The organism is Desulfotomaculum sp., assembly GCA_003513005.1.
GTDB lineage: Bacteria > Bacillota > Desulfotomaculia > Desulfotomaculales > Nap2-2B > 46-80.
Genome location: DOTD01000056.1, coordinates 1 through 14,635, shown reverse-complemented (window position 1 = coordinate 14,635; position 14,635 = coordinate 1). Strand labels below are relative to the sequence as shown.

At 48.2% G+C, this 14,635-nt stretch carries 16 protein-coding genes; 1 reads left to right on the top strand and 15 read right to left on the bottom strand.

Annotated features, from left to right (window positions below; all coding sequences use genetic code 11):
* Nucleotides 1–47: 47 nt before the first annotated feature.
* Complete coding sequence (locus DEH07_07120; protein ID HBY04304.1) at nt 48–485, bottom strand: PaaI family thioesterase; 438 nt, start codon at nt 483–485, stop codon at nt 48–50.
* A 622-nt stretch (nt 486–1,107) separates the two neighbouring features.
* Here DEH07_07120 and DEH07_07115 point away from each other — a divergent pair.
* A complete protein-coding gene (locus tag DEH07_07115) occupies nt 1,108–1,539 on the top strand; it encodes a molecular chaperone (GenBank protein HBY04303.1) in 432 nt (143 codons plus the stop codon).
* A 64-nt stretch (nt 1,540–1,603) separates the two neighbouring features.
* Here the strand turns inward: DEH07_07115 and DEH07_07110 are convergent, their stop codons facing one another.
* From DEH07_07110 to DEH07_07045, 14 genes are all read right to left on the bottom strand, one after another.
* Nucleotides 1,604–2,011: a hypothetical protein gene (locus DEH07_07110; protein ID HBY04302.1), complete on the bottom strand. Its 408-nt coding sequence runs from the start codon at nt 2,009–2,011 to the stop codon at nt 1,604–1,606.
* A 4-nt stretch (nt 2,012–2,015) separates the two neighbouring features.
* Complete coding sequence (locus tag DEH07_07105; protein ID HBY04301.1) at nt 2,016–2,504, bottom strand: TIGR00725 family protein; 489 nt, start codon at nt 2,502–2,504, stop codon at nt 2,016–2,018.
* Nucleotides 2,505–2,506: 2 nt separating this feature from the next.
* Nucleotides 2,507–3,139: a redox-sensing transcriptional repressor Rex gene (locus DEH07_07100; GenBank protein HBY04300.1), complete on the bottom strand. Its 633-nt coding sequence runs from the start codon at nt 3,137–3,139 to the stop codon at nt 2,507–2,509.
* Nucleotides 3,140–3,238: 99 nt separating this feature from the next.
* Nucleotides 3,239–4,522, bottom strand: coding sequence for a glutamate-1-semialdehyde-2,1-aminomutase (gene hemL / locus DEH07_07095; protein ID HBY04299.1), 1,284 nt, complete (start codon nt 4,520–4,522; stop codon nt 3,239–3,241).
* A 52-nt stretch (nt 4,523–4,574) separates the two neighbouring features.
* Nucleotides 4,575–5,045: an Lrp/AsnC family transcriptional regulator gene (locus DEH07_07090; GenBank protein HBY04298.1), complete on the bottom strand. Its 471-nt coding sequence runs from the start codon at nt 5,043–5,045 to the stop codon at nt 4,575–4,577.
* Between the two features lie 8 nt (nt 5,046–5,053).
* Nucleotides 5,054–5,512 carry an Lrp/AsnC family transcriptional regulator gene (locus tag DEH07_07085; protein HBY04297.1) on the bottom strand — a complete coding sequence of 153 codons (459 nt, stop codon included), beginning with the start codon at nt 5,510–5,512 and terminating at the stop codon, nt 5,054–5,056.
* Nucleotides 5,509–6,510 carry a putative heme d1 biosynthesis radical SAM protein NirJ2 gene (nirJ2, locus tag DEH07_07080; GenBank protein ID HBY04296.1) on the bottom strand — a complete coding sequence of 334 codons (1,002 nt, stop codon included), beginning with the start codon at nt 6,508–6,510 and terminating at the stop codon, nt 5,509–5,511. Before nirJ2 ends, DEH07_07085 begins: the two co-directional genes overlap by 4 nt.
* A gap of 5 nt (nt 6,511–6,515) precedes the next feature.
* Nucleotides 6,516–7,496 carry a porphobilinogen synthase gene (locus DEH07_07075; GenBank protein HBY04295.1) on the bottom strand — a complete coding sequence of 327 codons (981 nt, stop codon included), beginning with the start codon at nt 7,494–7,496 and terminating at the stop codon, nt 6,516–6,518.
* Nucleotides 7,497–7,514: 18 nt separating this feature from the next.
* Nucleotides 7,515–8,696, bottom strand: a complete 1,182-nt coding sequence (locus DEH07_07070) for a heme d1 biosynthesis radical SAM protein NirJ1 (protein ID HBY04294.1) — start codon at nt 8,694–8,696, stop codon at nt 7,515–7,517.
* Between the two features lie 51 nt (nt 8,697–8,747).
* Nucleotides 8,748–10,262, bottom strand: coding sequence for a uroporphyrinogen-III C-methyltransferase (gene cobA / locus DEH07_07065; protein ID HBY04293.1), 1,515 nt, complete (start codon nt 10,260–10,262; stop codon nt 8,748–8,750).
* Complete coding sequence (locus DEH07_07060; GenBank protein ID HBY04292.1) at nt 10,256–11,197, bottom strand: hydroxymethylbilane synthase; 942 nt, start codon at nt 11,195–11,197, stop codon at nt 10,256–10,258. Before DEH07_07060 ends, cobA begins: the two co-directional genes overlap by 7 nt.
* Nucleotides 11,194–12,516, bottom strand: a complete 1,323-nt coding sequence (locus DEH07_07055; protein ID HBY04291.1) for a glutamyl-tRNA reductase — start codon at nt 12,514–12,516, stop codon at nt 11,194–11,196. Before DEH07_07055 ends, DEH07_07060 begins: the two co-directional genes overlap by 4 nt.
* On the bottom strand, nt 12,485–13,135 hold the full coding sequence (locus DEH07_07050) for a siroheme synthase (protein ID HBY04290.1): 651 nt from the start codon (nt 13,133–13,135) through the stop codon (nt 12,485–12,487). Before DEH07_07050 ends, DEH07_07055 begins: the two co-directional genes overlap by 32 nt.
* Nucleotides 13,136–13,152: 17 nt before the next feature.
* Nucleotides 13,153–14,127, bottom strand: a complete 975-nt coding sequence (locus DEH07_07045; protein HBY04289.1) for a heptaprenyl diphosphate synthase — start codon at nt 14,125–14,127, stop codon at nt 13,153–13,155.
* Nucleotides 14,128–14,635: the final 508 nt, after the last annotated feature.

Sequence of the window (14,635 nt, the reverse complement as noted above, 5' to 3'; positions counted from 1 at the left end):
AAGGTTTTTCCTTAAAGTAAAATAGCTTTTGCGCACTCCATCCAAAATTAAGGATGATCGTTCTTTAAAAAGTTACCCGTAATAAAATATGAAGCGTGGGATACAACAAGAAGCCTTTGCTGCTCGTCAAAAACTTTGCCTTCTGTTCTAATAATGGAATTACCGCTGCTGATTAATTGTCCTACTGCTGTAAGGACGCTTCCTTTCGGCGAATTTCTTATATAGCTGATGTTCAGATCAATTGTTACAATACTTTTTCCCAAAGTTAAGCAGGTCGTTCCCATCGCTATATCGGAAATTGAGGCAAGGATGCCTCCGTGTACAGTGCCGTATATATTGCAATGCCTGCCGGAGACTGCTAATTTAAAAGCAGCTGTACCTTCTTTTATATCGATCATTTCAATCCCAAGAAAATTATCGTAATTGGGGTCCTGGCATATTTCTTTAAAGTAATTTTTTATCCATTCCAGGTGTTCATTACGCACAATTGAACCTCCAGCCAATAAACAATTCAGCCCCCAACTGTTGCCCACAATTTATAGCAAACTATTTTTTTAAATCCTTAAATAGGCTGCTGTCAAAGCTTGCCTTAGGGCAAGCTCATTCTCATTTCTTGCAAATCGCTCCATTGAACATAAGTATAGCATATTTTCACTGTCTGCTTTTCTTCGGCTTATTTGTCAGAATATTACTCCTAAAACAAATAGTAATTATATTATATTTAGCTACTGAATAAATATACAACGAATCAGTCTATTTCCAAAAAGGAGGTGAAATAATTGTCGGTATTTGGTTTAATATTAACAATAATTGGGGCAGTACTTATCTTGATTGCTGGTATCATGAGTTTATTTTGCATGCCCGGTGTTCCATGGCTTGGCGCGGTTACTAATACCACTTAAGTAGAATAAACTAAGTTCAATAATATTATTATTGTAAACATGCTTGACAATAATATTGTCATTGTATATACTAGATACAATGTAAGGAGCTGCATAAAAAATCCAGTCCGGGAGGTGTTTGACGGATAATTTTTGGTAAAAATAAAATACTAGGTTCAGTTGAAAGTACTCTTAATCTTATTCTTTATGGAGGTGTAAGATAATAATGGATTTAACTAAATGGGATCCAAGAGAAATGTCCACCCTGCGTCATTCTATCAACAGGCTTTTTGACGAATCTTTTCCGTTCCCCAGAAAAAGCGATGCATGGACCTTCCCTGTAGACATCCAGGACAATGCGGAGAAAATCATTATTAAGGCGGAAATTCCCGGCCTTGAAAAAGAAGATATTAAAATTCACTTCGTAAATAACGAATTAAGCATCCAGGGAGAGCGCAAGAGCGAGCAAAGGGAAGAAGGCGCCCGCTATCTTAAGGTGGAACGCAGCTACGGAAGCTTCTACCGTTCTTTTAGAATAGATGTTCCTATAAAATCAGGTGAGATAAAAGCAAACTATAAGAACGGGCTGCTGGAAATAATCCTTCCCAAAGAAGAAGAAATCAGGCCCAAAGAAATAACAATTAATGTCCAGGAATAGCGATGCAGCTTCCTGCCCGACTAGCTGGCGTTATGGCCAGCTATTTTTTTTGATCTTTTTTAAGTTAGGAAGATATCAACTTAACAAATACTTTCCTCTGTCTTGGACCGTCGAATTCACAGAAAAAAATTCCCTGCCAGGTCCCTAACAGCAGTTTTCCGCCTTCAACCGGAATTACCTGAGAAGTCTGCAGCAGGCTGGCCTTTATGTGAGCGGCCGAGTTGCCCTCCAGGTGCAGGTATCTCTCATTCCAAGGAACGATTCTCTCCAGCTTAGAAGTTATATCCTGAACGACGGTGGGGTCCGCATTTTCATTAATCAACAGCGCGGCTGTTGTATGAGGAACATAAAGACAGCAGATCCCTTCGCTTATCCCGCTTTCTACGATCAACTTTCTTACCCGTGAAGTAATATCTGCAAATTCAGTATGACCGGCAGTCACTATTTCAATTGTCTTGCGGCTATCTACCATTCCTTTACTCCTTTTGCTTTGATTGACCCAAAAGAAAAGCCGTTTCCACAGCCTCCATTGGGCTGTACGCCAGGCGTACGGCAAAGTCCTGCATGCCCCGTTTCATTTCCCAGGTGGAAAGGCCCACCACAGGTTTGCCCATCTTCAGGGCAAGGCCAATTTCAGACAAGGTTCCATAACCTCCTGAAACAGCTATAAGTACGTCAGAAGCGCAGGTAATTACTGCATTACGGGCATCCCCCAGGCCGGTCGGCAGGGCTATGGTAAGGTAGGGATTCGATTCACTGCGGTTTCTCCCCGGAAGAATGCCGATTACAATTCCATCTGCCCGGCGGGCCCCTTTTGCTGACGCCTCCATAACGCCTCCCCTACCCCCGCAAATAAGCACCGCGCCTCTTTGGGCAATTTCAAAACCAACTTCCTCGGCAAGGGAAGCTTCCTTTTTTGTACATTCTCCAGCGCCGATAACTCCTATATAAAGAACCGGGTTCATCTTTAAAGCTCCTTTTGGCTCAATTTAAAAGTTAGCGACTCCAACCCGACAGACAGGTCAATATTGATCACCTTGACTGCATCGGGCGTAACAAGGTTCACAGGCGTATAATTAAGAACACCTTCCAATCCGTTTTCGACCATCTGATCGACTGCTTCCTGGGCGGCGTTTGCAGGAACTGCGATAATCCCGATCCGTACACGCCGGTTTTTTATTATTTCCGTCATTTTACCCATTGGCAAAACCTCAATACTGCCGACCATTTTTCCTATCTTCGCCGGATTGCTGTCAAATACCGCGACAATTGAAAATCCGCGCTTATTAAAACCCTGGTAACCGCAGACCGCATAACCCAGGGCGCCAGCTCCAACAAGGATCAGGGGCCATTTTTGATCCAACCCGAGGATATTTAATGTACAGCTTAATAAATCCTTTACTCTATATCCTACTCCGCGTGTGCCGAAATCACCGAAATAAGCCAGGTCTTTTCTTACCTGGGCCGGATTGATACTTAAACCCTCCGCAATTTCCCCGGATGAGACAAACTCGACTCCCATCCGCTCAAGGTTCTCCAAGAATCTTGAATACAGTGATAACCTGGTGACAGTCGCTTCAGGTATCCTGGGCATTTTCACACTCAAAACTCCCCGGTCAATTACGAATAATCAGAACATTGTTATTTATTAGGATATATCAGCGACCTGTCACCTGTCAAATAAATTTATTGTTTGTGTTTATAAGGTATTTTGTACGGCTTGAATGGTCAGATCAATGTCTTCGCCGCTATGTGCGGAAGATACAAACCAGGTTTCAAATTGGGATGGCGCAAGGTAAATTCCTTGGTCGAGCATTTTCTTAAAAAATTGCGCGTATTGATTCGTATTTGACCTGCAGGCGGAAATATAATCCGTCACCTTTTCTGCTATGAAAAATAAAGAGATCATTGAACCGACCCGGTTAATTGTAATCCCGGCGCCGGATTTAGCGGCAGCCCGGGCAAGGCCCTCGGCCAGGCTTGCTCCCTTGCTTTCGAGATGATCATAAAAACCGTTTTGCCGTAATATCTTTAAAGTCGCCAGACCTGCCGTCACAGCAAGCGGGTTTCCCGAAAGCGTTCCAGCCTGATAAACCGGACCCTGCGGGGCTATCTGTTCCATGATTTCACGCCTGCCGCCGTACGCTCCTACCGGCAGGCCTCCGCCAATCACTTTTCCCAGACAGGTTAAGTCAGGTTTGACGCCATACAACTCCTGCGCTCCGCCGTATGCAACCCTGAAGCCTGTAATAACTTCGTCAAAAATAAGCAAAGAACCAAATCTTTCGGTCATGTCCCGGATGCCCTGCAAAAAACCCGGTTCGGGCGGCGCCACACCCATGTTTCCGGCAACCGGCTCTACAATTACAGCGGCAATATCCTTGCCTTCCTTTTTAAAGACAGCCTCAAGCATGTCCAGGTCATTGTACGCTGAAACGATCGTCCCGGACGCTACGCTCCCGGGCACCCCCGGACTGTCCGGCAGACCAAGCGTCATCGAGCCCGAACCGGCCTTAACCAGCATAGAGTCGGCGTGGCCATGATAACAGCCCTCAAATTTGACAATCTTATCCCGGCCTGTAAAAGCACGGGCTAGCCTTAAGGAACTCATCACCGCTTCCGTGCCTGAATTGACCAGGCGTACCATGTCAATTGAAGGGACGGCGGCGACAATTTCACTCGCCAGGTTTTTTTCCAGTTCAGTCGGGGCGCCGAAGCTAGTCCCCAGTTCCACACATTCCTTCAGCGCTTTCACAACTTCAGGATGACAGTGTCCGAGGATCAAAGGCCCCCAGGAACACACATAATCTATGTACTTGTTCCCGTCAGCGTCAAAAATATTGCTGCCCCTGCCTTTTTCAATAAAAACAGGATTTCCTCCAACCGCTTTAAAGGACCGGACAGGACTGTTGACACCGCCCGGAATGTACCGCTTGGCCTGTTCATATAAAGTTGCTGAATTAAGGTATCTTTTTTCCTGCATCTTTCACCTTCTTTTTAGTATAGATATCCGTCCCCCTGTATTTCCCCTGTGTTTAGTCAAGAAAATATTCCATGCTGCTTTTCTTTAATTCCGCGGTGCTGAAAAGTATCCGGTAATCCTTGATTCCTGTGGATGAAGAGATCTTCTTCGCAATACTGCGGCAATCCTGTTCCCTTTTCCCGTGGATTACCGTGTACAGTGTAAAAGGCCACCCGGGCACGCTTGGACGGTTATAACAATGGGTCACTTCGGGAAAAGAGGCCATTGCCCGGCCGACCTCCATTATCCTTTCTTCGGGAACGAGCCAGACAACCATTGCATTAGCCACATAGCCCACATCCTGGTGTTTGACCACAGCGCCGAAACGGCGGATAATACCTCTGAAAAGAAAGTCTTTTACCTTAGCGATGATCTCTTCTTCGCTCAGGCCAAGCCTGTCCGCAATATCCAAAAACGGGCGGCTGACCAGCGGCAAACCTTTCTGCAGTTCCCTGACCAGTTCCTTTTCCTGTTCACTAAGCATTTAAACACCTATGTAATCTTAAAATGAACACCGATTTTGAAAACATTTTCCGCAGGAAGCGACAATAAATCTTTTATGCCCGTCTGTTCACGGATATTCTTTATTGTCGTTTCAAGTTTATCCCGGGATTCCGCTAACACTGTAAACCACATGTTAAACTCGTGATCGCGGAGGTAGTTATGTGTCACTCCCCGAAAACCATTGATCACCGCAGCAACTTCATTTATCCGCTCCGGGGGTACTTTCAGGGCGCACAGTGTTCCCTTGTACCCGACCCGCCTGGAATCAAAAACCGCCCCCAAACGGCGGATAATACCGGCGTCTTTCAAGCGACCGAGGCGTTTGATAATCTCTTCTTCGGTTACATTCAATTCCTCAGCCAGTGCCCGGTAGGGTTCAGCCACTACGGGCAGGCCGTTTTGAACGATATTCAGCAAATCCCTGCCGGATTGATCAAGCATTGTCATTTATCCCTGCCGGCCAATGTTTTCTTATGCTCGCACCACGGCTCCTCGCCCATGTAGTCGCCGGTATAAAAATAAGCCCTCGCCCGGCAGCCTCCGCAGATCTTCCTGTACTGGCAGATCCCGCACGACCCCTGGTACTTTTCCGTACGGAGCCTGTTTAAAATGCTGTTTTCCTTCCATATGGCGCTGAAAGGTATCTCCTTAACATTGCCAAGCGGTATGTCCAAATATGCGCAGGGCTGCACCTCCCCCAGCGGGTTGATGATGCAGTAAGCGATACCGGCCAGGCAGCCCTTGCTGAATCTAAGCTTCAAGCCCATTTGTCTGGCAATCCTCATGAACTGGGGAGCGCAGGTCGGCTTTAACTCTATTTTTACTTCCTCTTGTTTTTTCAGAATCTTATGCAGCAGTTCCTCATGCTGCCCGGACGTAAGGGAGCCTTCTTTGATATCCACCGCCCGGCCGGTAGGCACAAGGAAAAATATGTGGTGGGCAATGGCCCCTTCCTCTACGGCAAAATCAGTCAGGGCTTCTACATCGTTGTAATTCCAGTCAACCACCGTGGTGTGAATCTGAAACGGCAAGCCCTCCCGCCGGCAGGCCCGCATGCCTTCCACAGCCGCCTGCCAGGAGCCCTGAGCGCCTCGCCAGTAATCGTGCTGCTCTATGTCCATGCTGTCCAGGCTGATTCCCGCAGCCATAATCCCGGCTTTTTTTAACCGCGCCGCCACATCTCCTGTAATAAGCGTTCCGTTGGAACCCAGAACAGGCCTTAACCCGCTTCTGCGGGCATATTCAACAAGCTCGTATAGATCCGGCCTTAAAAGTGGTTCTCCCCCGCTAAAAATCATTATTTTAAAACCCGGCCGGGCAATTTCATCGATCATAGCCATTGCTTCCGAAGTCGTCAGTTCAGCGCCTTTTATTTCGCCGGCGTTGCGGTAGCAGTGCAGGCAGCGCAGGTTGCATGCGTTGGTTGTGTTCCAGGAAACCAGCAAGCTGATTATCCCCTTTCCTTCAGCCAGCGGGCAACATCTTTGGCGTGATAAGTCAGAATAACATTTGCCCCGGCGCGTTTGATTGCAGTCAGGTTCTCCAAAACAACTTCGCGCTCTTCAAGCCAGCCCAGACGGGAAGCCGCCTTGACCAGGGCGTATTCCCCGCTGACGTTATAGGCGGCCAAAGGACAATCAAAGTTTTCTCTTGCCCTGCTGATTATATCAAGGTAGGCAAGGGCCGGTTTGACCATGAGCAGGTCAGCGCCGCTTTCCACGTCAATATTCATCTTGCGCAAGGCTTCCCGGGCATTGCCGTAATCCATCTGGTAAGATTTGCGGTCGCCGAACTTGGGACTGGAAGCGGCGGCCTCGCGGAAGGGTCCGTAATATGAAGAGGCAAATTTGGCCGAATAGGCCATGATCGGGGTATCCGTATAGCCCGCCTGGTCAAGATGGCTGCGGATGGCGCCGACAGTGCCGTCCATCATATCCGAAGGCGCAACCATGTCTGCGCCTGCCCTGGCATGTGAATGAGCGGTCAGGGCCAGCAGTTCCAGAGTCGGATCATTTAATACGCGGCCGTCCCTGACTACTCCGCAGTGTCCGTGGCTTGTATAACCGCAAAGGCACACATCCGTGATTAAAAACAGCTCGGGAAGCTCTCTTTTGATAACCCGGAGGGATTCCTGAACAACTCCTTCGTCATTATAAGCTCCGGCAGCCATTTCGTCTTTTTCAGCCGGAACACCGAAAATCAGCGCTGCCTGGATCCCGAGATCTTTAACCGTCGACAATTCCTCAAGCAGTGTATCTATAGAAAAATTGAAAACTCCGGGCATGGATTCGATCTCCTTGCGGACACCTTTGCCGCGGGTTACAAAAACAGGGTAGATTAAATCTTCGACTGCAAGTGTTGTCTCCCTGACCAAACGGCGCATGCGTTCATCATTGCGCAGGCGGCGCAGCCGCGTAACAGGATAATTCATCAATACCATCCCTTTTTTTCATACTTGCTGCTTTAGTCCGATTTCCTGATCATTCAGGTAACAGGCAGGATCGGAAGCCCAAAAATCTCCGCGGGCTGCTTCGGCCCGGGTGCGTGAGTTCCCGTTGCAGAGATCAAGCCAGCGGCAGGCGCCGCACCTCCCTTTTAATAAGGAACGGCGGTTTCTAAGACCTGCCATAAGCGGGTGGCCTGCATCCTGCCAGATTTCCGAAAATGGCCTTTCCCTGATGTTGCCGAACGTATGCTGGAGTGTGAACTGATCGGGATGAACATTGCCGTCCCAGTCTACAGCGCCAAGGGCCACACCCGAACGGTTGCCCCCGTTATTCTTAAGCAGCCGGTATACTTCCTCGGCCCTGGGATTGCTGCTTCCAAGCAGTTTTAAATACACATAGACACCGTCGGCGTGGTTATTTACAGTTAGAACTTCCTTCTGCAGACCACGGCGTTGGTAATCCAACACCCGTTCCATGATCAGATCAAGCACAGAACGCTTTTCGGCTTCCGTTATATCCTGATTGGACATTTCGGTTCCCCGTCCCGCATAGGCGAGGTGGTAAAAACAGACCCGGGGGATATTCTCAGTTTCGATCAGTTTAAATATGGATTCTATTTCAGACAGGTTATGCCTGTTTACTGTAAAGCGCAGGCCAACCTTCTGCCCTACGGAAAGGCAGTTCCGGATCCCCTGCAAAGCGGAGTCGAAAGCGCCCTTCAGGCCGCGGAAGCTGTCGTTAATCTCCCTCATGCCATCCAAACTGACACCGACATAACTTACCCCAGCGTCCTTGATCTTTTTTGCGGCATCGGGAGTGATCAGCGTTCCGTTGGTTGAAAGGGTCAGACGAAGGCCTAGTTTTCCGGCATGGCTGATCAGATCAAAAAAGTCCGGACGTGAGACCGGCTCCCCTCCTGAAAGAAGCAGCGCCGGTACCCTGAATGCTGCAAGATCGTTTAAGAAACTGACAGCTTCCTGATAGGTTAATTCCTCCCCCGGCCCTGACCGTGCTGACGCGTAACAGTGCCTGCACTTAAGATTGCAGGCCCGGGTTATGTTCCAGGCAGCCACAGGGCCATGCCCCGCGGCCGCGCCGGAGCGCTGCGAAGAGGAACTTTCGCTGTAACGCAGTGAATCGCCATAATATTCAGTGCCGCAAAGAAGCTTGGTAATGCTGATCAATTTATATCCAGAGCCTTTCCTTTAATTGCATTTTTATAAACTGCTTCTTAATTAATTGCTTCTTAGAATTGCTTCAACAAGCCCTTCAGAGGTATAATCCCGGGCGACAATATCCGCCCTTAAGCCGGATTCAACTGCAGCCTGCGCTGTCACCGGACCGATGCAGGCCACCTGCACATTCCTTATCAACGCGGTCAAATCGGAACCGCCAAACAACCGCACAAAATTATGCACTGCAGACGGGCTGGCAAAGGTAATCAGGTGAATTAAGCCCTGCTCCAGCATCCGCCTTAGATAATCCGGATCGCCCCCGGCCGCGCAGGTCCGGTAAGCAATTACATCATCAACCTCCGCTCCAAGTTCTGCCAGAGCTTCTTTCAAAAATTTGCGGGCTTTGTCCGATCTGGGCAGCAGAATACGGTCTCCCGTTTTAATCATACCCTTGATACTGGCCACAATCTCTTCCGCTATGTACACCGGCGGCGTCAAGGCAACTCTTAGGCCGTGTTCTTCCAAAGCTTCCCTCGTTTTGGGACCGATCGCCGCGAGTTTAATTTCCTTTAAATCCCGGATATCTATTAAACGTTCGTTTATTCTTTTGAAAAAATATTTTACACCATTTTTACTGGTAAAGATAATCCACTTATATTGCCCGATTTTATCCAGCGCCTGATCCAACGGACTGCTGTCATCAGGCCCGGCAATCGCGATGGTGGGGAAAACAATTACTTCCCCGCCCTGTTCCGTTAGAAGACGGGCAAGGCCTTCACCCTGATGTGCTTCACGGGTGACTAAAATACGCCTGCCGGTCAAGGGCTTTTTTTTCAGCCACCAGAGCTTCTTATTTAAACCGACTACGTCGCCGATAACAATCACGGCGGGGTTTTTAAAATTTTCCCGCTCAGCCTTTGAAGCAATATCAGCGAGCGTCCCTTGTAAAAACTCCTGTTCCGCCCATGTGCCCCACCGGATTAAAGCAGCCGGCGTCTCGCCGCTGCGCCCGTGTTTGATAAGCTGCCCGCAGATGGCTCTCAGGTTGGCCATTCCCATAAGAAAGACCAGGGTACCTGGTTCAGCAGCTATTTTATCCCAGGCAATCATCGAATTTTCCTTGTCAGGGTCTTCATTTCCCGTAACAATTGTTACAGACGAGGCATGGCTGCGGTGTGTAAGGGGAATTCCGGCATAAGCCGGCGCAGCCACAGCCGATGTGACACCGGGCACGACTTCAAAAGGCACGCCTGCTTCAGCCAGAGCTTCCGCCTCTTCCCCGCCCCTGCCAAAAATAAAGGGATCGCCGCCTTTAAGGCGCACAACTGTTTTCCCTTCCCCGGCTAGGCCAATCAGAAGCGAATTTATCCCGTCCTGGGTTCCGGCCAGGCCGGCAGTATCTTTCCCCACAAATATTTTCCCGGCTTCAGGGCTCGCAAAAGAAAGCAGTTGGGGATTAACCAGCCTGTCATAAACAATGACGTCTGCTTTCTCCAAACACCGGATGCCTTTTACGGTAATCAGCCCCGGATCGCCCGGACCGGCGCCGACAAGATATACTATACCTTTCAGCACTGATTATCAAACTCCTGACGGGCCGACTTCAATATTGAAGCAGCGCCCCTGGAAAGCATTTTTTGAGCAAGTTCCCTTCCTAAATCATCCGCCTGTTCTTTGGGACCGGTGGCCCTTTCCCTGACAAAGCGGCTCCCGTCAAGGGTAAGCACAATTCCCTCAAGAATAAGGGACTCGCCTTCAATCTGGCCGATCGTGCCTATCGGCGCCTGGCATCCGCCTTCGAGTTCCTTCATAAAAGACCTTTCGGCGGTTACAGCCGCTCTTGAGTCCCCGTGATCCAGGCGTGATACTAATCCGCGTATTTCCTCATCATTTTCCCGTATTTCAACACCGATTGATCCCTGTCCAACTGCCGGTATGCAAATCGAATAGGGTATTTTTTGAGCAATTATTTCTTCGAAGCCTAATCTTTTAATCCCTGCAAAAGCCAGTATCAGCGCATCCAGACCCTCTTCCGAGAGCTTCCTCAGACGGGTGGTCAGATTGCCGCGTATGGTTGTCATCTTCAAATCAGGCCGGTAATGCAGCAACTGGGCAATTCGCCTTAGGCTGCTTGTGCCTACAGAAGCGCCCTTTGGCAGATTCTGGAGGGTTACTCCGGCGGGCGCGATTAAGATATCCCCCGGCCATTCCCGGCGGCAGACAGCGCCGACAGATAACTTTTCGGGCAGACTGGTGGGAAGATCCTTCATACTATGAACAGCAAGATCTATTTTCCCTTCCAGCAGGGCTGTTTCCAGTTCTTTAGTAAACAGGCCCTTATCGCCAATTTTAGCGAGGGCCACATCCTGAACATAATCACCAAGGGTCTTGATTCCAACTACTTGGAACAACAAACCCGGCTCTAAACTTTGCAGTTCCCCTAGCACCCAGCGGGCCTGGCAGAAGGCGAGAACACTGTTTCTTGTGCCAATTCTTATTTCCCGCTTCAAACTTTACCTCCGTCGATCATTGTTTTAAGTATGTATTCCCTGTCCTGCTCCTCTTCAACCTGCAAGTCGAAAAGGACCTGCAGAACTTCTGTGTAAAGATGCCCCTTAGATGTTAAGGCATAATCCTTCAACCTTGTTATTGGCACATGCAGAAGCTGGTTGACAATTGAGTTCACCAAAGAACCGATTACTTTGCGGTCATGCGGCGCCAGTTCACCAAGGCGGTTTAACGCCCGGCGCAGCTCTTTTTGTTTAATCTCTTCCGCCCATTGCTTTAAGGCGGAGACTGTCGGGACCACGAATTGTGTACCCAGCCATTTCATAAACCGATCCAATTCGTCCTCAATTATACCTTCGGCATCAACAGCCATCTGTCTTCTCAAAGCAATGTTCCGGTCTACGATATATTGCAGATCATCAATGTCATATAAAGAAATTCCCGGCAATTCAGCTACCGCAGGATCGATATCACGCGGGACGGCGATATCCACAATCAGGATTTTAGCTCCCGGACGTGAACGAAGAACTTCATCCACCTGCCGGTGATGAACTACATAATGAGGAGCGCCTGTACAGCTGATTACAATATCCGACTTAATCAGGTGCTGATATAATTCTTCAAATCTCACCGCCCTGCCGCCGAATTCCCTGGCGAGTTCCAGAGCGCGGTTGTATGAACGGTTGGATACTATTACTCCGTTTACTCCATTGGCCACAAGATAGCGTACGGAAAGCTCGCTGATTTTACCGGCGCCCAGAATCAGCACGGAACGGCCTTTTAAATCGCCCAGGGTCTGCCTGGCCAATTCAACAGCAGCGTAACTAACCGAAACAGCGTTTTGATCAATGGCCGTTTCCCTGTGGACCTTCTTGCCGACAGTTATAGCCTGCTGAAAAAGAGAGTTTAAACAGCTGCTGGTGGAACCGTTCGTATAGGCCGTCCGGTATGCGCTGCGAACCTGGCCAAGGATTTCTGTCTCTCCTAAAACCATTGAATCCAGGCCGGACGCAACTCTGAATAAATGGCGGATTGCATCGTAGAGAATATGAACATACGTATAGTTTTTAATCTGTGAAATGTCCGTTCCGGACTTGCGGGAAAGAAAATTTTGGACGACGCCGATCCCTTCGTCAAGTTCCCTGGAAGCAACATAGACTTCCGTTCTGTTGCAGGTAAACAAAACCACACATTCTTCAATAACGGGATGTGAGCAGAGCGCGTCAAGGGCTTCTTTTGTCAATTGTTCAGTAAAAGAAAGCTTTTCCCTTATTTCCACGGGCGCCGTTCTATGGCTGACGCCTACCGCTACGATAAACATCGTTTATTATACGCTCCCTCGCTTGATTCCACTGACCCTGTTCGACCATTTTCAAAAGATCATCATCAAGAAGATTTTCTATAATAACACGGCCGGCGCCTTTATTTTCAGCTGCGCTATGCATTTTAAGACGGATTGCGCCAAGCAGATCGGTGAGTTTTCCATATTCCGGACCATATTTTTTCTGCAGGGATTCTTTAATTTTCCTTGCCAATAAAGGACTTTTGCCGTCTGTAGAAACCGCAATCTGAAAGGAGCCACGTTTAACTACAGCCGGCACGAAAAAACTGCACACTTCCGGATCATCCACAATATTCACCAGTATGTTTCTTTCAAAACAATCCGCCGCTATCCTGCGGTTAACGTCTTTGCTGCTGGTGGCTCCGATTACCAGAAAGGTTCCGGCAAGATCGGCAGGATCATAATCTCCCTGGCGGTATGTGATTAATCCTTTTTGAATAAGTTTTTTTAATTTTGAAGTAATTTTTAAGCTTATTATTTCTACCCTGGCTCCGCTTTTCAGCAAAGAAAAAACCTTACGCTCAGCAACTGCGCCCCCGCCAATTACCAGGCACTTCCGGTCTTTCGTTATTAAAGAAACAGGATAGCAATAAGCCATATTTAATCATTCCCAATTTAAAACCTGCGTGTGCCAATAAAGTCAGCAACGGAAACAAGAGCGATTTTAGCGTTAAAATTGGGCAAAGCGGACAATTCATTTCTTGCCCTGGTTACATATCTGTGAACAATTTGTCCTGAATAATCTATTCCGCCGCATTCCTTGACAAGCCTGACGGCTTCCTCCGGTTCATAACCATTGTTCTGGTGTAAAACCATATCCTTCAGCTTTTCCCTCTTCGGACTGTTTTTCAGGGCATAAATTACAGGGAGAGTGATTACGCCCTGACGCAGGTCACCGCCTATAGGCTTACCCAGCAGTTTTTCATCGGCGACCAGGTCCAGAACGTCATCAGTGATTTGAAACGCCATGCCAATATTATGGCCGTATCGCCGAAGCGATTCATACATCTGTTTTGGGGCGTCGCAGACAAAAGCCCCCAGTTGGCAGCTTGCCGAGATAAGCAGGGCTGTCTTACGATATATTGTAAAAAAGTAATCCTTTACTGTCTTTTGAATATCGAAAGGGTTTGAGATCTGTTCGATCTCACCCAGACACATCCTAACGCTGGTGTCGGCAAGAATCCTGTTGACAAGGGGACTCTCATATCTGGAGATCAGTGACAGGGATTTTGCAAAAAGATAGGTCCCTATATGAACAGAAAGTTTATTGCCCCAAATTGCCCTTACTGTTTGTGTACCACGGCGTGTTGAAGAACAGTCCACAACATCGTCATGAACCAGGGTGGCCATATGGATTAACTCCAGGGCAACAGCAAGCGGAAGAACCTGTTCAAAAGAAAAATTAGCACATTTACCGGCCAGCAAACTAAAGGCAGGTCGCAAACGCTTCCCTCCTGCCTTCAACAAATGGGTAGAGGTCTGTGTCATTAAAGGATCCGGAGACTGAACAGCCGCATGCAACTCCTGCTCTACTATTTTCAGCTCGTCCTTTATCTCCCCAAAAAGTTCCATCGGAATAATCTGCCTCATCCCTTAGCAAGAAAAACTATTCATTTACCCTGTTTTAGCCTTTATATTTCTAGATTAGACCTTCCAAGGCTTTCTGTGTACTTTTCACAATAATTCTATCATAGATTAATATATTTCGATAAGAAAATCAAGGGCCAGGAAATAGACACGCTGCAAATTAGACATGGCCACCGGTTTTTTTAAGTTAATCACATTGCAACAGACAAACCTAATCGCAGCGCGTTGATCAGACAGCACAATCATGATATAATACACAACTGGAACTGCATGGGGGTGGATGGGGCCTGGTGGCCCTCCTGGTCTTCAAAACCAGCCGTGGGGTGTGAAGAGCGTCCCGGGTGAGTTCGATTCTCACACACTCCCGCCAAGTAAGTCAAGACCACCCCAAAATGGGGGGGCTTGCACGAGCCCTATAAGGGCTAATTACTTGCCAGCGCCTAAATGACGCTGGCTTAAACTTCGTTCAAGCCATGTGCACTGATTACTTGGCAGGACCCTTAAAAGGGTT